This window comes from Sphingomonas sp. UYAg733 (assembly GCF_054057355.1).
In genome coordinates, this window is sequence record NZ_JBSRZE010000016.1 from 22,366 (window position 1) to 42,023 (window position 19,658).

Annotated in this window: 25 protein-coding genes; 21 read left to right on the plus strand and 4 right to left on the minus strand. The window is 62.2% G+C overall.

The window, feature by feature from the left end; translation table 11 throughout:
• Window positions 1–4: 4 nt before the first annotated feature.
• The 6 genes from ACVWZA_RS18415 to ACVWZA_RS18440 all read left to right on the plus strand — a co-directional run bounded on the left by ACVWZA_RS18415 (window position 5) and on the right by ACVWZA_RS18440 (window position 2,946).
• Entirely contained in the window at window positions 5–526 is a 522-nt protein-coding gene (locus ACVWZA_RS18415) for a CcdC protein domain-containing protein (RefSeq protein ID WP_457312821.1), read from the plus strand.
• Window positions 527–536: 10 nt separating this feature from the next.
• A complete protein-coding gene (locus ACVWZA_RS18420; RefSeq protein ID WP_457312822.1) occupies window positions 537–1,169 on the plus strand; it encodes a DUF938 domain-containing protein in 633 nt (210 codons plus the stop codon).
• Window positions 1,170–1,535: 366 nt separating this feature from the next.
• Entirely contained in the window at window positions 1,536–1,859 is a 324-nt protein-coding gene (locus ACVWZA_RS18425; protein ID WP_457312884.1) for an ArsR/SmtB family transcription factor, read from the plus strand.
• On the plus strand, window positions 1,856–2,266 hold the full coding sequence (locus ACVWZA_RS18430) for an SRPBCC family protein (protein ID WP_457312823.1): 411 nt from the start codon (window positions 1,856–1,858) through the stop codon (window positions 2,264–2,266). The genes ACVWZA_RS18425 and ACVWZA_RS18430 overlap by 4 nt, the downstream gene beginning before the upstream one ends.
• A 48-nt stretch (window positions 2,267–2,314) precedes the next feature.
• Window positions 2,315–2,542, plus strand: a complete 228-nt coding sequence (locus ACVWZA_RS18435; RefSeq protein ID WP_457312824.1) for a hypothetical protein — start codon at window positions 2,315–2,317, stop codon at window positions 2,540–2,542.
• A 5-nt stretch (window positions 2,543–2,547) separates the two neighbouring features.
• The gene (locus tag ACVWZA_RS18440; protein ID WP_457312825.1) at window positions 2,548–2,946 is read left to right on the plus strand and encodes a DUF1801 domain-containing protein; all 399 of its coding nucleotides are present in this window, start codon (window positions 2,548–2,550) and stop codon (window positions 2,944–2,946) included.
• Window positions 2,947–2,961: 15 nt separating this feature from the next.
• Here ACVWZA_RS18440 and ACVWZA_RS18445 read toward each other — a convergent pair whose 3' ends face one another.
• Window positions 2,962–3,867, minus strand: a complete 906-nt coding sequence (locus ACVWZA_RS18445) for a DMT family transporter (protein ID WP_457312827.1) — start codon at window positions 3,865–3,867, stop codon at window positions 2,962–2,964.
• Window positions 3,868–4,277: 410 nt separating this feature from the next.
• Between ACVWZA_RS18445 and ACVWZA_RS18450 the strand changes: the two genes are divergently transcribed.
• The 3 genes from ACVWZA_RS18450 (at window position 4,278) to ACVWZA_RS18460 (ending at window position 7,180) form a co-directional block, all read left to right on the plus strand.
• Entirely contained in the window at window positions 4,278–5,813 is a 1,536-nt protein-coding gene (locus tag ACVWZA_RS18450; protein WP_457312828.1) for an aminoacyl--tRNA ligase-related protein, read from the plus strand.
• 94 nt (window positions 5,814–5,907) lie between these two features.
• Complete coding sequence (locus tag ACVWZA_RS18455) at window positions 5,908–6,147, plus strand: hypothetical protein (RefSeq protein ID WP_457312830.1); 240 nt, start codon at window positions 5,908–5,910, stop codon at window positions 6,145–6,147.
• A 52-nt stretch (window positions 6,148–6,199) separates the two neighbouring features.
• Window positions 6,200–7,180, plus strand: coding sequence for a hypothetical protein (locus ACVWZA_RS18460; RefSeq protein ID WP_457312831.1), 981 nt, complete (start codon window positions 6,200–6,202; stop codon window positions 7,178–7,180).
• Here the strand turns inward: ACVWZA_RS18460 and trhO are convergent.
• The 3 genes from trhO to ACVWZA_RS18475 all read right to left on the minus strand — a co-directional run bounded on the left by trhO (window position 7,177) and on the right by ACVWZA_RS18475 (window position 10,192).
• On the minus strand, window positions 7,177–8,109 hold the full coding sequence (trhO, locus tag ACVWZA_RS18465; protein ID WP_457312832.1) for an oxygen-dependent tRNA uridine(34) hydroxylase TrhO: 933 nt from the start codon (window positions 8,107–8,109) through the stop codon (window positions 7,177–7,179). The two genes, ACVWZA_RS18460 and trhO, sit on opposite strands and share 4 nt — an antisense overlap.
• 10 nt (window positions 8,110–8,119) lie before the next feature.
• Window positions 8,120–9,580, minus strand: coding sequence for a glycerol-3-phosphate dehydrogenase (glpD, locus tag ACVWZA_RS18470; RefSeq protein WP_457312885.1), 1,461 nt, complete (start codon window positions 9,578–9,580; stop codon window positions 8,120–8,122).
• Between the two features lie 141 nt (window positions 9,581–9,721).
• Window positions 9,722–10,192, minus strand: a complete 471-nt coding sequence (locus tag ACVWZA_RS18475; RefSeq protein ID WP_457312833.1) for a hypothetical protein — start codon at window positions 10,190–10,192, stop codon at window positions 9,722–9,724.
• A gap of 345 nt (window positions 10,193–10,537) precedes the next feature.
• Here ACVWZA_RS18475 and rpsL point away from each other — a divergent pair, with 345 nt between their 5' ends.
• The 12 genes from rpsL (at window position 10,538) to rpsC (ending at window position 19,651) form a co-directional block, all read left to right on the plus strand.
• The gene (gene rpsL, locus ACVWZA_RS18480; protein WP_019516007.1) at window positions 10,538–10,909 is read left to right on the plus strand and encodes a 30S ribosomal protein S12; all 372 of its coding nucleotides are present in this window, start codon (window positions 10,538–10,540) and stop codon (window positions 10,907–10,909) included.
• A gap of 79 nt (window positions 10,910–10,988) precedes the next feature.
• On the plus strand, window positions 10,989–11,459 hold the full coding sequence (gene rpsG, locus ACVWZA_RS18485) for a 30S ribosomal protein S7 (protein ID WP_183108987.1): 471 nt from the start codon (window positions 10,989–10,991) through the stop codon (window positions 11,457–11,459).
• A 98-nt stretch (window positions 11,460–11,557) separates the two neighbouring features.
• Entirely contained in the window at window positions 11,558–13,633 is a 2,076-nt protein-coding gene (fusA, locus tag ACVWZA_RS18490) for an elongation factor G (protein ID WP_457312834.1), read from the plus strand.
• Window positions 13,634–13,894: 261 nt separating this feature from the next.
• Window positions 13,895–15,088: an elongation factor Tu gene (gene tuf, locus ACVWZA_RS18495; protein WP_457312835.1), complete on the plus strand. Its 1,194-nt coding sequence runs from the start codon at window positions 13,895–13,897 to the stop codon at window positions 15,086–15,088.
• Between the two features lie 143 nt (window positions 15,089–15,231).
• Entirely contained in the window at window positions 15,232–15,543 is a 312-nt protein-coding gene (rpsJ, locus tag ACVWZA_RS18500) for a 30S ribosomal protein S10 (protein ID WP_034161642.1), read from the plus strand.
• Between the two features lie 198 nt (window positions 15,544–15,741).
• Window positions 15,742–16,497, plus strand: coding sequence for a 50S ribosomal protein L3 (gene rplC / locus ACVWZA_RS18505; RefSeq protein WP_457312836.1), 756 nt, complete (start codon window positions 15,742–15,744; stop codon window positions 16,495–16,497).
• 2 nt (window positions 16,498–16,499) lie between these two features.
• Window positions 16,500–17,129, plus strand: coding sequence for a 50S ribosomal protein L4 (rplD, locus tag ACVWZA_RS18510; protein WP_457312837.1), 630 nt, complete (start codon window positions 16,500–16,502; stop codon window positions 17,127–17,129).
• Entirely contained in the window at window positions 17,122–17,442 is a 321-nt protein-coding gene (locus ACVWZA_RS18515) for a 50S ribosomal protein L23 (RefSeq protein ID WP_457312838.1), read from the plus strand. Before rplD ends, ACVWZA_RS18515 begins: the two co-directional genes overlap by 8 nt.
• Window positions 17,442–18,296, plus strand: coding sequence for a 50S ribosomal protein L2 (gene rplB, locus ACVWZA_RS18520; protein ID WP_183108982.1), 855 nt, complete (start codon window positions 17,442–17,444; stop codon window positions 18,294–18,296). Before ACVWZA_RS18515 ends, rplB begins: the two co-directional genes overlap by 1 nt.
• A gap of 1 nt (window position 18,297) precedes the next feature.
• Window positions 18,298–18,573, plus strand: coding sequence for a 30S ribosomal protein S19 (gene rpsS / locus ACVWZA_RS18525; protein ID WP_034161646.1), 276 nt, complete (start codon window positions 18,298–18,300; stop codon window positions 18,571–18,573).
• Window positions 18,573–18,956: a 50S ribosomal protein L22 gene (gene rplV / locus ACVWZA_RS18530; RefSeq protein ID WP_457312839.1), complete on the plus strand. Its 384-nt coding sequence runs from the start codon at window positions 18,573–18,575 to the stop codon at window positions 18,954–18,956. Before rpsS ends, rplV begins: the two co-directional genes overlap by 1 nt.
• Window positions 18,956–19,651: a 30S ribosomal protein S3 gene (gene rpsC, locus ACVWZA_RS18535; RefSeq protein WP_457312840.1), complete on the plus strand. Its 696-nt coding sequence runs from the start codon at window positions 18,956–18,958 to the stop codon at window positions 19,649–19,651. Before rplV ends, rpsC begins: the two co-directional genes overlap by 1 nt.
• Window positions 19,652–19,658 lie beyond the last annotated feature (7 nt).

Consider the following 19,658-nt stretch of genomic DNA (forward strand, 5'->3'; position numbering starts at 1 on the left):
CGAGATGCAGGTTCAGGCGGTCCAACCAAATCAGCTCATCACCTATGCGATAAGCGGTGTGGTCATCGCGATCATATTGTTCTTCCGCATCCGCCGGATGAGTCGCGCAAGGCCGCTCAAGCTGGAGCGGCTCTGGGTGCTGCCGGCGATCTATTCGCTGCTGGCGATTTTCGTTCTGAGCCAGAATCCGCCGGTCGGAATGACCTGGCTCTATTGCGCCGCCGCGCTGGTTCTCGGCGCGGCATTGGGGTGGCAGCGCGGTCGGATGATGCGGATCAGCGTCGATCCGGAAACGCACGCGCTCAACCATCAACCGTCGCCCGCGGCGATCCTGTTCATCGTCGCGCTGATCGTGGTGCGCTTCGGCATCCGGGAAATCGCGCAAAGGACCGGTTCATCGACGCACCTCGATACGCTGATGGTGACCGACATCCTGATTGCGATGGCGCTTGGCCTGTTGGCGACTCAGCGGGTGGAGATGTACCTGCGCGCCCGGCGGCTGCTCGACGCGGCGCGAGCGGTTTGAGTCGGAAACGATGACCGGTCCGACGCCCTGGGTCGTGACCGAAGCGGGGCTGGAGGTGCGCAAGCATGCGCCGGCGACGCTGCGCAACCGCGAAGCGATCGCAACCCTGTTGCGCGATATCCTGCCGACGGCGGGGTTGGTACTGGAGATCGCAAGCGGATCGGGCGAACACTGCGCTTATCTCGCCGGGGTCTTTGCCGATCTGGACTGGCAGCCGAGCGATCCCGATATCGGGGGACGGACCTCGATCGCGGCATGGTGCGACGGACTGGCCAATGTTCGTCCGCCGCTTGATCTCGACGCCGCCGCGCGCGACTGGCCGATCGATCGCGCCGATGCGATCCTGTGCGTCAACATGGTCCATATCAGCCCTTGGGAAGCGACGCTCGGCTTGCTGGCCGGGGCAGGGCGGCTTCTCTCCGAAGGCGGACCGCTGATCCTGTACGGCCCGTATCGCCGCGACGGATATTCGACCGCGCCGAGCAACGAGGCGTTCGACGATTCGCTGAGGAGCCGCGATCCGCGCTGGGGGTTGCGGCGAGTCGAGGACGTCATCGCCGCCGCTCGGGAACAGGGATTGATCCTGGAGCGGATCGCCGAGATGCCCGCCAACAATCTGACCCTGATGTTTCACCGCAGCTGAGCTGCCGGGGCGGTTGTCCGTTCTAGGCCTTTTGTCCACGCAGATTCATAACCGACGAGATATGCTAAATCTGAGCTCACCGGCTCAAGGCGCTTGGGGCCTGACGTATGGCCAGGTGCTTAGAGCCAGATGACGTTAAGTCATCTCTTCCGTCATCCTCGCGGAAGCGGGGATCCCGCTGCCTTGCCCCGCAGCTAGAAGAAGAAGCGGGATTCCCGCTTTCGCGGGAATGACGGTGGAGATTAATCAAAAGCCATCTGGCCTAGGTGTTTAATCCCGGCCTTCAAAATGCATGATACCCGGCTTGACTCACATATATCTCTATGGTTATGGGTTAATCCATAGCTGGAGAGTTATCAATTGCAGATGCCCAATATTCATGCCACGCTCTTCAGGACCCTTGCCGACCCGACGCGCCTGGCTATTTTCGAGCGGCTGTGCCGCGACGGGGAGCAGACGGTCGGCGCGCTGACGGCTCGGGCGGGGGTCTCCCAACCGGCCGTGTCCAAGCATCTCGGGATCCTGAAACAGGCCGGGCTGGTGCGCGACCGTCATGCGGGACGGCAGACCCATTACAGCGCGCAGCTCGACGCGCTTTCCCCGCTGATCGACTGGACGAGCCAGATGGCCGGATTCTGGCAAAGCCGGTTCGACCATCTCGAAGACTTGCTGAAAAGGATGGACCAATGACCAATATTACGACCGAAACCCGCTCTGTTATTGTCGAACGTGCGATTGCTTATCCGCCGGAAAAGATCTGGCGCGCGCTCACTCAGCCGCACCTGATCGAGGAGTGGCTGATGAAGAGCGACTTCGCGCCCGTCACGGATCACCGTTTCAACTTTCGCGCGGAATGGGGAGCTGTCGACTGCAAGGTCCTGGAGGTCGAGGCGAACAAGACGCTGTCTTACACCTGGGATGCCTATGGTCTCGAAAGTGTCGTCACCTGGACGCTCACCCCGACGAGCGAGGGAACCCATCTGCGTATGGAGCAGGCAGGTTTCCGGTCGGATCAGGAACAGGCCTATCAGGGCGCCAAGCTGGGGTGGAAGCAGTTCCTGACAAAGCTGGAACTGACCCTGGTGGGGATAGACTGAGGTCCGCTCGTACAAATGCAAAGCCATGTTTTCGAAGAGGAGGTCCCATTGACCTGGAACAACTGGATTCGGCAGTTTCACCGCTGGCTGTCCATCGCCTTTACGCTGACCGTCATCGCCAATTTCGTCGCTCGGGCATGGGGGGAACCTCCCCTCTGGATAACCTACTCGCCGCTGCTGCCGCTATTCTTGCTCTTGTTCAGCGGTCTGTACATGTTCGCGCTGCCCTATGTCGCCAGGTGGCGCAGCGGGCGACGCGTCGGCGCAGTGGAGTGAACGCGATGAGCAAAAGCGAGGCCCCGGAAGAAAGGTCGCCATCGGCGATGATCGACAAGCGGATCGGCGAGCTTGGCGACTGGCGCGGCGAGATGCTTGCCCGGCTTCGCGGCCTGATCAAGCAAGCCGATCCGGAGATGGTCGAGGAGTGGAAATGGAGAGGGGTTCCGGTCTGGTATCATGACGGAATGGTCTGCACCGGCGAGACCTACAAGGCCGCCGTCAAGATGACCTTTGCCAAGGGGGCCGCGCTCGATGATCCGTCGCGCCTTTTGAACTCCAGCCTCGACGGCAACACCAGGCGCGCGATCGACTTCCACGAGGGCGATGAGATCGACGAGGAAGCGTTGAAGGCGCTTGTCCGCGCAGCCGTGACGCTGAACGTTGCGGGCGCGCGACGCTGATCGAATTGGGTCCGCCTAGATTTGCGGTACGGTTTCCAGGGTCAGTTGCGTGCGGCGGACATGTTCACGCCACACGATATACAGGCCGCTGGCGATGATCACCGGCGCACCGATCCAGGTCCAGGTGCTCGGCAGCACGCCGAAGATCAGCCAGCCATAGGCGGTCGCCCAGAGCAGCGACGAATAATCCATCGGCACCACGACCGAAACCGGACCGAGCCGCAGTGCCGAGGTCATGGCAAGCTGCGCTGTGCCGCCGATCAGGCCGATGCCGATCAGCAGCAGCCAGGTGACCGGCGCATGCGGTTGCATGACGAATGCATAGACGATGCCGAGCGGAACCAGCGACAGCGTGGAAAACCAGAATACCGTGGTCATTGTGCCTTCGGTCCGTGAGATCTGGCGCAGCAGGATCGAGACGCTGGCGGTGAGGAGCGCCGCGGTCAGTCCGCTGATCGCACCCCAGATGGGGAAATGCCCGCTGCCCGGCTGCGCGACGATCAGCACGCCGGCAAAGCCGACCGCGACCGCCACCCAGCGATGCCAGCCGGTCGGTTCGCGCAGGATCAGTGCGCCTAGGATGGTGGCGAAGATCGGCATGGTGAAGCCCAGCGTGGTCGATTCGGCGAGCGGGAGCATCAGGATCGCGCTGAAGGTGCAGGCCATCGCGCTGAGCCCCAGCACCGCGCGCGCGAGATGCGCCGGCAGGCGCCGCGTCGCGACCGACTTCAGTCCCGGTCCGGTGGCGATGATCGCGGTCAGCAGGATCGACGCGCCGAATTGCCGAAAGAACAGGATTTCGCCGAGCGTGGCGCCACGCTCTTCGGCAAGCTTGATCACCGCGTTCATGCTGGCGAACAAGGCGACCGACATGAGACGCATCGCGATCGCGGGCAGGATGCGATCGTTGGTCTCGGCCATCCTTCTCCTTTCCGCAATCTCTTGTCGCTGCGGCTATGAGGAAGCGGTCGCCGCTGAACAACCCCGCGCTATCGGCTTTTCCGCCTGCTCGGCGCGATTCAACCCGCTCGCCGACGTCGTCATGCCTGCTCTCCGGCATAGGTGCGTCACGGGTGAAAACTCATTCGACAAACCATTTGAAACGAGCAAGTCATGATTTCCGTCCCAGCAATTCCCGATATTCCCGCAGCGCCCCCACGAAATTCCCGTGCCGTTGCACCGATTTTCCCGCAGTTTTTCCCGCAGCTTCCCGCAGAACCCCCGAAAAAGCGTTTTCCCGCAATAATTCCCGCAGCTGCGGATAACCCCGCTGCGAAAACCCGTGGACCCCGGGGTGACGGCGCGATCCGATCCCGCTATCCGGCCTTCCCATGATCAAGCACGCACTCCCCGTCACCCGCGAGGCGGATTTTTCCGCCTGGTACCAGGCCGTCATTTCGGAAGCCGATCTCGCCGAGGAATCGGGCGTGCGCGGCTGCATGGTCATCCGGCCATGGGGCTATGGCATCTGGGAACGGATCCAGCGGCTGCTCGACGACCGGATCAAGGCCACCGGCCATGAGAATTGCTATTTTCCGCTGTTCATCCCGCTGTCCTATTTCGAGAAGGAGGCCGAGCATGTCGAAGGCTTTGCCAAGGAAATGGCGGTGGTCACGCATCACCGGCTGATCCCGGACGGAAAGGGCGGCCTGATGCCCGACCCCGCCGCCAAGCTGGAAGAGCCGTTGGTCGTACGGCCGACATCGGAAACCGTGATCGGCGTCGCCTTCGCGCGCTGGATCCAGTCGTGGCGCGACTTGCCGGTACTGATCAACCAATGGGCTAACGTCGTGCGCTGGGAAATGCGCACGCGCATGTTCCTGCGCACCAGCGAATTTCTCTGGCAGGAAGGGCACACCGCCCATGCCAGCGCCGTGGAGGCGCAAGAAGAAACGCTGAAGATGCTCGAGGTCTATCGAAGCTTTGCCGAGGAGTGCCTCGCACTTCCCGTCGTCGCGGGCGAGAAGCCGGAGAATGAGCGTTTCCCCGGCGCGGTCGCGACCTATTCGATCGAGGCGATGATGCAGGACGGCAAGGCGCTCCAGGCCGGCACCAGCCATTTCCTCGGCACCAATTTTGCGCACGCGCAGAATATCAGGTTCCAGAATGCCGGCGGCGAGCTGGAATTTGCCCATACGACCAGCTGGGGCGTGTCGACGCGGATGATTGGTGGCGTGATCATGGTTCACGGCGACGATGACGGATTGCGTGTGCCGCCGCGCATCGCACCGTGGCAGGTGGTGATCGTGCCGATGCTGCGCGATACCGACGAGGATGCCGCGCTCATCGACTATTGCAAGGCATTGCAGGCGGACCTTGCCCGACTGTCGGCGTTGGGCGAGCCGGTGCGTGCGTTGCTCGATCTCAAGCCGGCCAAGGCGGCGACCAAGCGCTGGGGCTGGGTCAAGAAGGGGGCGCCGGTCATTCTCGAGGTCGGTGGACGCGATATGGCCGGCGGCAATGTCTCGATGATCTGTCGCGACCGGCTGTATCGCAATGACGGCAAGCTCAACAGTATTGTCATTGGGCGGGATGATTTCACCACCGACGCGCAGGGGATATTGGAAGACATGCAGCGCGCACTCCATGTCGAGGCGAAGGGACGCCTGGAGGCGAACATTGCGCGGGACGTGACCGATTTCGCCGGTATCGAACGCGCCTTTGCCGATGGCGTGAAGAATCCCGGCTGGGTCGAGGTGCAATGGTCGAAGCCGGGCGGCGCGGCGCTGGACAAGGTGGTCGAGCGGTTGAAAGCGCTTAAGCTGACCGTGCGCAACGTGCCGACTGATGCGGCGGCGGCCGACGGGACCTGCGTGTTTACAGGGAACGCGGCGGTCGAACGGGTATTGGTCGGCCGCGCTTATTGAACCAATACGGACCAGAGGAATTGTCAGGTTCTCCATTTTCTTCCAATCATCTGATCGGCGTTGCTGCTAGCCCCTGACTGAAGGGACGCGGATCATGCTTTGGAACAAGGCGAAATGCCTGCTCGGCAAGCACGAGCGTGACGGACGGCTTGCGGCGTTCGACGGCGACGTGTTCGTATCGCAGTGCAAGCATTGCGCGACGCCGATGGCGAAGGATTTCGAGCGCGGCTGGATCGCAACCGCGTTCGCCGGTGCGGCACGGGGCGACCCCACCAATCAGGCTTTGTTCAATCCGGCCGATGGTGGAATGGGCGGTCACTCCAACGCCGACTGAGCGGGTGAATTTGCGGGATTGCCGGTCGGCGGATTCACCGTAGAAATGGTCAATGCGATTCCTTGACGATCGGGTCTTCAGGCCAAATGGACGGTGCCGCGTCGTTGCGATCGTGATCGGCATGGCCGCGCTGCTTGCCGGTGTCGCGCCGCCGCTCGCCTCGCCCGGATTCGAGCCGGTCGATCCATTGACCGTCATCGACGATGACTTCGCCCGTCACCGCGATCCCGCCGTATGGGCCGGCTTGTCGGCCAGCCGCGCGGTGTTTAGCGAAGGCGCGACGACCTGGCGGTTATGGCGCATCGCCAATGTCGCGCGGCCGGACGGGCCATTGTGGGTCGTCACCCACGACAACGAGAATGCGACATTTTCCGCCGCGCTCGATGCGGTGCGGTCATGGGGCGGGGTGGCGATGGTGGTTGATACCGGACCGGTCGACGGCAGCTATAGCGCGCGCTTCAATCTCGACACAGCAGGCGCACCGCCGATCGATCCCAACCGCAATTTCCGCGACTCGTTGCCGCTCTATGCCGGCCATGTGTTGGCCGATCTCAGGCCGAAGCCGCGCCTGATCGTCGCGCTTCATACCAACGCACCGGGGTTCGATGCAGGCCTGGCGGGCTGCGGCAAGGCGACGGGTGGCGGATCGGGCGAGATTTCGATCCGTCTGTGCAATGCGCGTTTCCAGCCGAGTCCGTCGCTCGCGCGGCGCTGGCCGTTCGACGATGACGACAGCCTCGCGCTGATTCCCTATCTGCCGGGCGCGGGCGGACAATCGGCATGGTGTGGCGACCGATTGGTCAAAGCCGATTTCAACGTGGTGTTCGAACGCGTCGTGAAGAGCGACGGATCGCTGTCGAATTACGCGGCGCAGCATGGTCTGCGCTATATCAATTTCGAGACGCGCGATCTTGGATCGAGCCCGGGCGGTATCGCCGCCGCGCGTTCGCGCCTGGTGCATATGATCGATGCGATGATGGATCGATGTGGCGATGTGCCGGATATCGATTTGAAACGGCTCGCGTCGCGTTAGGGTTTGGGTGACTGGACCGCGCCGACATGAGCTTCGCCGCGTGTGTGCGCTAGTAAGGCCTGCCGGTGCCGCTCGGCATAACCCGCGCGTTGTTCCGCGTCGCGCGTGTCGTGGCAGGCGGGGCAACTGACGCCTTCGACATAAAGCGGTGACAGCCGGTCCTCGGGGCTGACTGGCATGCGGCAGCCATGGCACAGGCTGTGCGTACCCCCTTCAAGCCCATGAGTGACCGCGACGCGCTGATCGAAGACGAAGCATTCGCCCTCCCAGCGGCTTTCGGCGGCGGGCACTTCCTCGAGATATTTCAAGATGCCGCCGTCGAGATGGTAAACATCGTCGAGCCCTTCCGCCTTGATGAAGGCGGTGGCTTTTTCGCAGCGGATACCGCCAGTGCAGAACATCGCGACCCTGGGTTTCTCGGCACCGCCGAGCAGCGCGTCGCGATTGGCGCGGAACCAGTCGGGGAATTCGCTGAAGCTGTGCGTGCCGGGATCGATCGCGCCGGCGAAGCTGCCGATCGCGACCTCGTAATCGTTGCGCGTGTCGATCACGATCGTGTCGGGCTGGTCGATCAGCGCGTTCCAGTCGGCCGGTTTCACATATTGGCCGACATCTTCGAGCGGATCGATATTGGGCTGACCCATCGTCACGATCTCGCGCTTGAGGCGGACCTTGGTGCGATGGAAGGGCATGGTCTCGGCCCAGCTGTCCTTGACCTCGAGGTCGGCGCAGCCGGGCAGGGTGCGGATATGGGCGAGGACCGTTTCGACCGCCTCGGTCGAGCCGGCGATGGTGCCGTTGATGCCCTCATGCGCGAGCAGCAGCGTGCCCCGGACGCCGCCGGCGGTGCAGGCGGCGAGCAAAGGGTCGCGCAAGGCTGCCGGATCGGCGAAGCGGGCAAAGCGGTAAAGGGCGGCGACGCGAATCATCTGCGCGTCATTAGCCCGGGAAGGCGCCCGTCCACCATTGTTCGAATCGGCTGCGTTGGTCGGACGACAGGCGCAGGCCGATCTTGCTGCGCCGCATCAACGCGTCCTGCGGCGTGCGCGCCCATTCGCGGTCGTGCATCCAGCGCGCCTCGATTTCGGTCAGGCCGGCGCCGAGATCGGCACCCATGCCCGCTTCGTCGGCAACATGGGCGAGCATCTCGCCGAGCAGTTCGCCATAGGCATGGCTCATCCGCGCCGACCGCGCCTCGCCAAGGAACGGCCAGCGCTTGCTGACGCTTGCCAGCAATGGCTCCCAGCCTTGGGCCCCGGCACCTGGGAACAGTCGGTCGCGCGTGACATGGCGCGATTCGAAACCGAGCGGATCGGCCAGCTTCTCCAGGGCTTCCTCTGCGAGATGCCGGGCGGTGGTGATCTTGCCGCCGAACACCGAGAGCAGGGTTGGGCCTGTGGTGTCGAGTTCCAGCACATAGTCGCGGGTCACCGCCTTGGCCTCGCTCGCGCCGTCGTCATAGAGCGGGCGGACGCCCGACCAGGTCGAGGTGACGTCGGCAGGGGCGATCTGGGCGATGAAATGCCGGTTCACCGCGTCGCACAGATAGGCGATCTCGTCGGCCGAGATCACCGCGTCCTCGGGTTGTTCGACCGGGATGTCGGTGGTGCCGATCTCGGTGAAGCCGTCCTGATAAGGGATGGCGAAGACGATGCGGCGGTCGGGCTGCTGCAGCATATAGGCATGGTCGCCATCGTACAGGCGAGGCACGACGATATGGCTGCCCTTGACCAGGCGTACGTCGGACTTCGCGTTGACGCCGAGCTTGCCGAGCATCTGATGGACCCAGGGGCCGGCGGCGTTGACCAGTGCGCGGGCCATGATGGTGCGGCCGTCGGATAGCCTGGCGTACCACAGATCGCCCTCGCGCCGGGCCGATTCCACCGCAGTCCCTACAGCGATGTCGGCGCCATTGTTCGCCGCATCCATCGCGTTGAACATGGTCAGCCGCGAATCGTCGACGAACGCGTCGGAATAGACGAAGCCGCGATCGCCGCCCTTCAACGGCGAAACATAGGCGGCGTCGCCCCGGCGCAGGCCGCGCGAGCGGGGCAGGGACATCTTGCCGCCGAGGAAATCGTAAAGGTACAGGCCGAGCCGGATCAGCCACCACGGCCGCAGCGAGTTTTCCTGCGGCAGGACGAAGCGCATCGGGCGGATGATGTGCGGCGCGGCCTTGACCAGCCGCTCGCGCTCGCGAAGCGCTTCGGCGACCAGCTTGAAATCGTAATATTCGAGATAGCGCAGACCGCCATGGATCAGCTTGGTCGAAGCGGACGAGGTATGGGCGGCGAGATCGTCGCGTTCGACGAGCAGTACTTGCTGCCCGAGCAGCGCCGCCTCGCGCGCGATCGCGCAGCCATTGATGCCGCCGCCGATGATGAGCAGATCGTATGTCATCGTTGTCATGTAGCGGGCCTCCAACTGCCCGTCATCCCCGCGAAAGTATAAGATGCCGCGCCGCACTTGCGCTTAAACTCCGCGCTGCGCTGAAGCATGGCGGATTCAGAGTAGTCGGGGATTGAGCTCTTAAGTGCTCGCTCATAATTCCATAAACATTTCCGGCGACCGCTCCGGATCATGCGATAGCGAGGTCAATTCGAGCCGGCAGAGGGCCGGGCGACACTGGATCGCGGCGTTGATGACCGAGATTGCATTTCGCAGCCTATCGCAGCCAATGCGGCGATCCGTGCGAAGCACCGTAAGCGGCCGCGGCTCTATCGTCGCAACCGCACTCACATATGTTTCAAAAGTAGATTGGTTTATCGGAGCCTCGTTCCACGACAGGTGATTGTCGATATCCAATTCTATGACGTTCTTGTCGCCCATGCCGATCGAACGCGAAGAGATGCCAGCCACTTTCGTCCATTGCTTGGTCGGCAGGGCGCAGCCTGGCTCGTTGACGCCAAGAGTCGAATTTGTAGCAACCCTCGGAGGCGCAGGAGACTGTGGACTGCATGCAGTTAAGATGAGCATGCCCGCCATGGCCGTCAGTTGAACGATGTTCATCATGCGAACCTGCCTGTTCGACCCTGCCATAACAACGGGCAATCCACTATCCATCGGAACTGAGGCGATAGCGATGCGGTGGAAACGGGATTGCCGCTTTGGCAGGGATGGCGAGTGGCGCGAACAATCTGCGCCGTCACGCCATTGACCACCACCGAGTCGGCCTGTATAGGCGCCGCTGCCCCAGAGGACCCGTTCCCCTTGGGCTGCTTGAACATTGCTGGATGCATTCCAGGGCCAAGGAAGGCGATATGCCTTTCCGATGGTCCTTATTTGTATTCCCGGATTCTTTAACCGGTGGGGCGCTTCGGCTCCAGCAAAGTAACCATTTGAAAGGTGAAGGCTTCAATGCCGACGATTAACCAGCTGGTCCGCAAGGGCCGCGATCCGCAGAAGGCCAAGTCGAAGGTCCCTGCAATGGAGCAGAACCCGCAGAAGCGCGGCGTTTGCACCCGTGTCTACACCACCACCCCGAAGAAGCCGAACTCGGCCCTGCGCAAGGTTGCCAAGGTCCGCCTGACCAATCAGCGCGAAGTCATCAGCTATATCCCGGGTGAAGGCCATAACCTGCAGGAGCATTCGGTCGTGCTGATCCGTGGCGGTCGCGTTCGCGATCTTCCCGGCGTTCGCTACCATGTGCTGCGCGGTGTGCTCGACACACAGGGCGTGAAGGATCGCCGCCAGTCGCGTTCCAAGTACGGCGCCAAGCGTCCGAAGTAAGCCGGTCGGCCAACCAACCGATGCAAGTCGGCGTCAGGTTCGTCCGATCACCAAGGCTGAAGTTTAGAAGGAAATTGAAATGGCACGTCGTCGTCGCCCAGAAAAGCGTATCATCCTGCCTGATCCCAAATATGGTGATGAGGTTCTCTCGAAGTTCATGAATTCGGTCATGCTCGACGGCAAGAAGTCCGTCGCGGAACTGATCGTCTATGGAGCGTTCGAGACCGTCGAGCAGCGCGCGAAGAAGGACCCGCTCAGCGTGTTCCATGACGCGCTCGCCAATGTGAAGCCGGGCATCGAAGTCCGCAGCCGCCGCGTCGGTGGTGCGACCTATCAGGTCCCGGTCGAAGTGCGCCCCGAGCGCGCCCAGGCACTGGCGATCCGCTGGCTGATCAATGCGGCCCGCGCCCGCAGCGAGCACACGATGGCCGCACGGCTGTCGGGCGAGCTGATGGATGCGGCGAACAATCGCGGCAACGCGGTCAAGAAGCGTGAAGACACGCATCGCATGGCCGAAGCCAACCGCGCGTTCAGCCACTACCGCTGGTAACAGCGGCGGTTACCGGTCTTTTTCCGGTAACATCGACTACCTATATCGGACAGGCCGGGGCGTGAGCCCCGGCTTCTCCACATCCCAAGGAACCGATCATGGCCCGCAGCCATCCGCTCTCGATGTATCGCAATATCGGCATCATGGCTCATATCGATGCCGGCAAGACGACGACCACCGAGCGCATCCTTTATTACACCGGCAAGTCCTACAAGATCGGCGAAGTGCATGAAGGCACCGCGACGATGGATTGGATGGAGCAGGAGCAGGAGCGCGGGATCACGATCACGTCGGCTGCAACGACGTGCTTCTGGAACGATCACCGCATCAACATCATCGACACCCCGGGGCACGTCGACTTTACGATCGAAGTCGAGCGTTCGCTGCGCGTGCTCGACGGCGCGGTTGCATGCTTCGACGGCGTTGCCGGCGTTGAGCCGCAGTCCGAGACCGTGTGGCGTCAGGCCGAGAAGTATCACGTGCCGCGCATGTGCTTCATCAACAAGCTCGACCGCACCGGCGCGAATTTCAAGATGTGCGTGCAGATGATCAAGGATCGTCTGGGCGCGCGTCCGGCCGTGCTGTATCTGCCGATCGGCCTGGAAGGTGACTTCAAGGGCTTGGTCGACCTGGTCGAGAACCGTGCGATCATCTGGCTCGAAGAGTCGCTGGGTGCGAAGTTCGAATATCGCGACATCCCCGCCGACCTGGCCGACGAGGCCGCGACCGCTCGTTCCGAGCTGATCGAGATGGCGGTCGAGCAGGACGACGATTTGATGGAAGCGTATCTGGAAGGCACCGAGCCGACCACCGCTGAGCTCAAGGCGCTGATCCGCAAGGGCACGCTGAACTTCTCGTTCGTGCCCGTGCTGTGCGGCTCCGCGTTCAAGAACAAGGGCGTGCAGCCCCTGCTCGACGGCGTGGTCGACTATCTGCCGTCGCCGCTGGACATCAAGGACGTCGAAGGGCTGAAGCTCGACGGTGTGAGCGCCGAATCGCGCCCGCCGGAAGACGATGCACCGTTCTCGGCACTGGCGTTCAAGATCATGAACGATCCGTTTGTCGGCACGCTGACCTTCGCCCGCATCTATTCGGGCAAGCTCGAGACCGCATCGCAAGTGATGAACTCGGTCAAGGACAAGAAGGAAAAGGTTGGCCGCATGCTGCTCATGCATGCCAATGACCGCGAGGACATCCAGGTGGCCTATGCCGGCGATATCGTCGCTCTGGCGGGCCTCAAGGACACCACGACCGGTGACACGCTGTGCGCCATCAATGCGCCGATTATCCTTGAGCGGATGGAATTCCCGGACCCCGTCATCGAGGTCGCGGTGGAGCCGAAGACCAAGGCCGACCAGGAAAAGATGGGCATCGCGCTCAACCGTCTCGCGCGCGAAGATCCTTCGTTCCGCGTGACCTCGGACATCGAGAGCGGCCAGACCATTATCAAGGGCATGGGCGAGCTCCATCTCGAAATCCTGGTCGATCGCATGAAGCGCGAGTTCAAGGTCGAAGCGAATGTCGGCGCGCCGCAGGTGGCGTATCGCGAATATCTCGCGAAGCCGATCGAGATGTCCTACACCCACAAGAAGCAGTCGGGTGGTTCGGGTCAGTTCGCCGAGATCAAGATCAAGGTCATTCCCGGCGAGCGCGGTTCGGGCTTCGTCTTCTCCGACCAGATCAAGGGCGGCAACGTCCCGAAGGAATATATCCCTTCGGTCGAGAAGGGCATGCGCGAAACGGCTGAAACCGGATCGCTGATCGGCTTCCCGATCATCGATTTCGAAGTGCAGCTGATCGACGGTAAATATCATGACGTCGATTCGTCGGCGCTGGCATTCGAAATCTGCGCGCGTGGCGCGATGCGGGAAGCGGCCCAGAAAGCCGGCATCAAGCTGCTCGAGCCGATCATGAAGGTCGAGGTCGTGACGCCGGAGGATTATCTCGGCGACGTGATCGGCGATCTGAACAGCCGTCGTGGCCAGATTCAGGGCACCGACAGCCGCGGTAACGCGACTGCGGTGGAGGCGATCGTGCCATTGGCGAACATGTTCGGCTATGTGAACCAGCTCCGCTCGTTCAGTCAGGGCCGGGCGCAGTACTCGATGCAGTTCTCGCATTATGACGAAGTGCCGGCGAATGTTGCCGAAGAAGTGAAGGCGAAATTGGCCTGACGCACCGGGGGTCTGTTTGAAAATTCGCGGAAAAGCGAATTTTGCAGACGGTGCCGGCCCGCTCCCCCTCCCGGCCACCCACAGCATATCCTGAATGGGTGGCCGGGAGGGGGAGCGGGCCGGCACAGCCGAAACGCGCTTTGACGCGTTTCCAAACGGGCTCTGAGCGCTAGGGCTGGCGTAACTTGAAATAGGTCGTTAAGGGGCCGCGTTCGCGTGGCGCCCAGAAGGCCGCGAATCTGATTCTAGAAGGTAGGAAAAATGGCGAAAGCAAAGTTTGAGCGGACCAAGCCGCATCTCAACATCGGCACGATCGGCCATGTCGATCATGGCAAGACGTCGCTGACGGCTGCGATCACCAAGGTGCTCGCTGAAACCGGCGGTGCGACCTTCACCAGCTACGCAAACATCGACAAGGCGCCGGAAGAGCGCGAGCGCGGCATCACCATCTCGACCGCACACGTCGAGTATGAGACGACCGCACGTCACTATGCGCACGTCGATTGCCCGGGCCACGCCGATTATGTGAAGAACATGATCACCGGTGCTGCCCAGATGGATGGCGCGATCCTGGTCGTGTCGGCCACCGACGGCCCGATGCCGCAGACTCGCGAGCACATCCTGCTCGCGCGTCAGGTCGGCGTGCCGACGATGGTCGTGTTCATGAACAAGGTCGATCTGGTCGATGACGAGGAAATCCTCGAACTCGTCGAGATGGAAATCCGCGAACTGCTCTCGAAGTATGATTTCGACGGCGACAACATCCCCGTCATTCGTGGCTCGGCGGTGTGTGCGCTCGACGACAAGCAGCCCGAGATCGGCCATGACGCCGTGCTCAAGCTGATGGAAGCGGTCGACACCTATCTGCCGCAGCCAGAGCGTCCGCTCGACAAGCCGTTCATGATGCCGATCGAGGACGTGTTCTCGATCTCGGGTCGTGGCACGGTCGTCACCGGTCGCGTCGAGACCGGCATCGTCAAGGTCGGCGAGGAAGTCGAGATCGTCGGCATCCACCCGGAAGTCCGCAAGACCGTCGTCACCGGCGTCGAAATGTTCCGCAAGCTGCTCGACCAGGGCCAGGCTGGCGACAATGTCGGCGCACTGATCCGTGGTGTTGCACGCGACGAAGTCGAGCGTGGCCAGGTTCTCTGCAAGCCGGGCTCGATCAAGCCGCACACCGACTTCCAGTCGGAAGTGTATGTGCTGTCGAAGGACGAGGGTGGCCGTCACACGCCATTCTTCGCCAACTATCGTCCGCAGTTCTACTTCCGTACGACGGACGTGACCGGCACCGTCGAGCTGCCTGAGGGTACCGAGATGGTCATGCCGGGCGACAACATCGCACTGGGCGTCAAGCTCATTGCGCCGATCGCGATGGACGTTGGTCAGCGCTTCACGATCCGTGAAGGTGGCCGGACCGTCGGTTCGGGTATTGTCAGCGGCATCTCGAAGTAATATAGACGCGCCTCCGCCCGATTCCCCAGGGGAGTCGGGCGGTTGCTATTTTATTGAGTTGCTTTGCCATTCAGGTGGCAAAAGTGTGAACAATCAAAGAGTTGTCGTAAGGCAGCCCGCTCTTTCGCATCGGTAGGGACTAAATGGAAACGCAGAATATCCGTATTCGTCTGAAGGCATTCGACCATCGAGTGCTCGATCAGGCGACCGGCGACATCGCCGACACGGCGCGCCGCACCGGCGCCCTTATTCGCGGTCCTATCCCTTTGCCGACGCGTATCGAGAAGTTCACGGTCAACCGCGGACCGCACATCGACAAGAAGTCGCGTGAGCAGTTCGAGGTTCGCACTTACAAGCGGATGCTGGACATCGTTCAGCCGACCCCGCAGACGGTGGACGCGCTGATGAAGCTCGATCTTGCTGCGGGTGTAGACGTGGAGATCAAGCTGGCCTAAAGGCCGCTTCTCCACACGAGATTCGGTTCCGCTTCGGCGGCACCTGATAAGGGATACCGCCGAGCTTGCTCGGGTCTGCGTCCCCCGTCACGTTCCCTAACGGGAACACCAGCCCGGGACGGGGCACGTACAAAATTGCTGGGCTGACACGCACGTCGGAAATCGTTCCGGCGTGCCTCTGTAATAAGGAGCATGATCATGCGCACAGGCGTGATCGCGAAGAAAATGGGGATGACCCGCTTGTTCAAGGATGATGGGCGCCATGTGCCCGTCACCGTCCTTGCACTTGAGGGCAACCAGGTTGTGGCCGTTCGCGAGGCCGATCGTGATGGGTATGTTGCCGTCCAGCTGGGCGCCGGCGTTGCCAAAGCGAAAAACGTTTCCAAGCCGCAGCGCGGCCACTTCGGCAAGGCCGAAGTCGAGCCCAAGGCGAAGCTTGCAGAATTCCGTGTGTCCGATGACGCCGTGCTCGAAGTGGGCGCCGAGATTTCGGCTGACCATTATGTTGCCGGCCAGATCGTCGACATCCAGGGCGTGACCCAGGGTAAGGGTTTCCAGGGCGGCATGAAGCGCTGGGGCTTCGGCGGTTTGCGCGCCACCCACGGCGTCTCCGTCTCGCACCGTTCGCTCGGTTCGACCGGTCAGCGCCAGGATCCGGGCAAGGTCTTCAAGAACAAGAAGATGGCCGGTCACATGGGCGACAAGAACCGCACCCAGCAAAATCTCGAAATCGTATCGACCGACGTCGAGCGCGGCCTGATCTTCGTCAAGGGCTCGGTGCCCGGCTCGAAGGGTGGCTGGTTGCTCGTCAAGGACTCGGTCAAGGTCGCGCGTCACGCCGATGCGCCGTACCCGGCCGGCCTGAAGGCCGCCGCGAACAGCAATGCCGCTCCTGCCGAGACGCCCGCTGAGGACGTCCAGGCCGTGGAAGCGACCGAAGGCCAGGAGGGCTGAACATGAAGGTCAAGATTCAGTCCTTCGACGCCAAGGCGAAAGCTTCGGACATCGAGCTCAACGATGAGGTCTTCGGCCTCGATCCGCGCGCCGACATCCTGCACCGCGTCGTTACCTGGCAGCTCGAAAAGCGTCGTGCTACCGCGCGCGGCACTCGTGAGCGTGCCGATGTCGCCCGCACGGGCAAGAAGTTCGGTCGCCAGAAGGGCGGCGGTACGGCTCGTCACGGCGATCGCCGCGCGCCGATCTTCGTTGGTGGTGGTAAGGCTCACGGCGCCCGCGTCCGTGACTTCAATCCGTCGCTCAACAAGAAGATTCGCGCGCTCGGCCTGAAGATGGCGCTGTCGACCCACGCTCAGGCGGGTTCGCTGGTGGTCATGGACAGCCTGGCGGTTGCGGAGAGCAAGACCAAGACGCTGATCGCGGATTGGGCCAAGCTCGGCCTCGGCAAGACCGCCCTCGTCATCGACGGCGACATGGTCGACAACAGCTTCGCGCTCGCCGCGGGCAATTTGCACACGATCAACGTGATGCCGGCCGCCGGCGCCAACGTTTACGACATCCTGAAGCACGACACGCTGGTCCTGACCCGCGCTGCCGTCGAAAAGCTGGAGGCGCGCTTCAATGGCTAAGAAGCAAAAGGCCGACATCGATCTGCGTCATTACGACGTGATCGTTGCGCCGCACATCACCGAGAAGGCGACCTTGCTCAGCGAGCATAACGCCGTCGTGTTCCGCGTCGCCAACGACGCCACCAAGCCCGAGATCAAGGCTGCCGTCGAGGCGCTCTTCTCGGTCAAGGTTCTGGGGGTCAACACGATCGTCCAGAAGGGCAAGACCAAGAAGTGGAAGGGCGTGCCCTACACCAAATCCGATGTGAAGAAGGCGATCGTCACGCTGGCCGACGGTCAGTCGATTGACGTCACCCAGGGGGTCAGTTCGTAATGGCACTCAAACATTATAATCCGACCAGCCCGGCACGGCGTGGTCTGATCCTGGTCGATCGTTCGGCCTTGCATAAGGGCGGCCCCGTCAAGGCGCTGACCGAAGGCAAGCGCAAGACCGGTGGTCGTAACAACAAGGGTCACGTCACCTCGCGCGGTATCGCCGGCGGTCACAAGCAGCGTTATCGTATCATCGATTTCAAGCGGCGCTTGTGGGAAGTCGAAGGCACGGTCGAGCGGATCGAATATGATCCCAATCGCACCGCGTTCATCGCGCTGATCAATTATGGTGACACGGAAGAGGGCAAGCCCAACGTCGCGTACATCATCGCGCCGCAACGCCTCGCTGTCGGTGACAAGATCATCGCTGCGAAGAAGACCGACGTAAAGCCGGGCAACGCGATGGAACTGGGCCAGATGCCGGTCGGCACGATCGTCCACAATGTCGAGATGAAGCCGGGCAAGGGTGGCCAGATCGCGCGTTCGGCGGGCACGTACGTGCAGGTCGTCGGCCGCGACAAGGGCATGGTGATGGTTCGCCTCAATTCAGGCGAGCAGCGCTATATCCATTCAAACTGCATGGCGACCGTCGGTGCGGTGTCCAACCCGGACAATGGCAACACCAACCTCGCCAAGGCTGGTCGCAACCGTTGGAAGGGCATCCGCCCGCTGACCCGCGGCGTCGCCAAGAACCCGGTCGACCATCCGCATGGTGGTGGTGAAGGCCGGACCTCGGGTGGCCGTCATCCGGTTACGCCATGGGGCAAGCCGACCAAGGGTGCGCGCACCCGTCACAACAAGTCGACGGATAAGATGATCATCCGTTCGCGTCACTCGACAAAGAGGAAGGGCTAACATGGCTCGCTCAGTCTGGAAGGGTCCGTTTGTGGACCTTCACCTGCTCAAGAAGGCAGAGACCGCGCAGGAAACCAATGCGCGGGCACCGATCAAGACCTGGTCGCGCCGCTCGACGATCCTGCCGCAGTTCGTCGGCCTGACCTTCACCGTTTATAACGGTCGCAAGTTCGTGCCGGTCTCGGTCAACGAGGACATGGTTGGGATGAAGCTCGGCGAGTTCGCGCCGACGCGTTACTTCCCCGGCCACGCCGCCGACAAGAAGGGCAAGCGCTGATGTCGAAGCCGAAATTCCCCCGCAAGGTCGGTGAGAAGGAAGCTCTCTCGGTCGGTACGCAGATCCGCGGTTCGGCTCAGAAGCTCGGCCTCGTCGCTGCGCTGATCCGCAACAAGTCGGTCGGCGATGCGATGAACATCCTTGCTTTCTCGAGCCGCGCGATGGCGGTTGATGCCCGCAAGGTGCTCGCTTCGGCGATCGCCAATGCGGAAAACAACCACAACCTCGATGTCGATGCGCTGGTCGTATCGGAAGCGAGCGTCGGCAAGTCGATCGTCATGAAGCGGTTCGCCACGCGCGGTCGCGGCAAGTCGACGCGCATTCTGAAGCCCTTCAGCCGCCTGCGCATCGTCGTTCGCGAACAGCAAGAAGAAGAAGCCTAATGGGTCAGAAAAGCAATCCGATCGGGCTTCGGCTTCAGATCAACCGCACCTGGGACAGCCGTTGGTACGCGGAGGGCGCCGATTATGGCCGCCTGCTCCTCGAAGACCTCAAGATGCGTGCCTATATCATGAAGACGCTGCCCCAGGCCGCGATCTCCAAGGTGGTGATCGAGCGTCCGGCCAAACTGTGCCGCGTGTCCATCTTCGCTGCACGTCCCGGCGTGATCATCGGTAAGAAGGGCGCGGACATCGAAAAGCTGCGCCGCACGCTCGGCAAGATGACCACCTCCGACGTGTCGTTGAACATCGTCGAAATCCGCAAGCCGGAAGTCGATTCGAAGCTCGTCGCACAGGGTATCGCCGATCAGCTCGAGCGTCGTATCGCTTTCCGCCGCGCCATGAAGCGTGCGGTTCAGTCGGCGATGCGTCTTGGCGCCGAAGGCATCCGGATCAATTGCGGTGGCCGTCTCGGCGGCGCTGAAATCGCTCGCTCGGAATGGTATCGTGAAGGTCGCGTTCCGCTGCACACATTGCGCGCGAATGTCGATTACGCCGAAGCGACTGCACATACCGCCTATGGCGTGTGCGGTGTGAAGGTGTGGATCTTCAAGGGCGAAATCCTCGGCCATGACCCGATGGCGACCGACCGGATCATGATGGAGGCTCAAACCTCCGGCGTGCGCCCGGCTCGATGAACGCGTC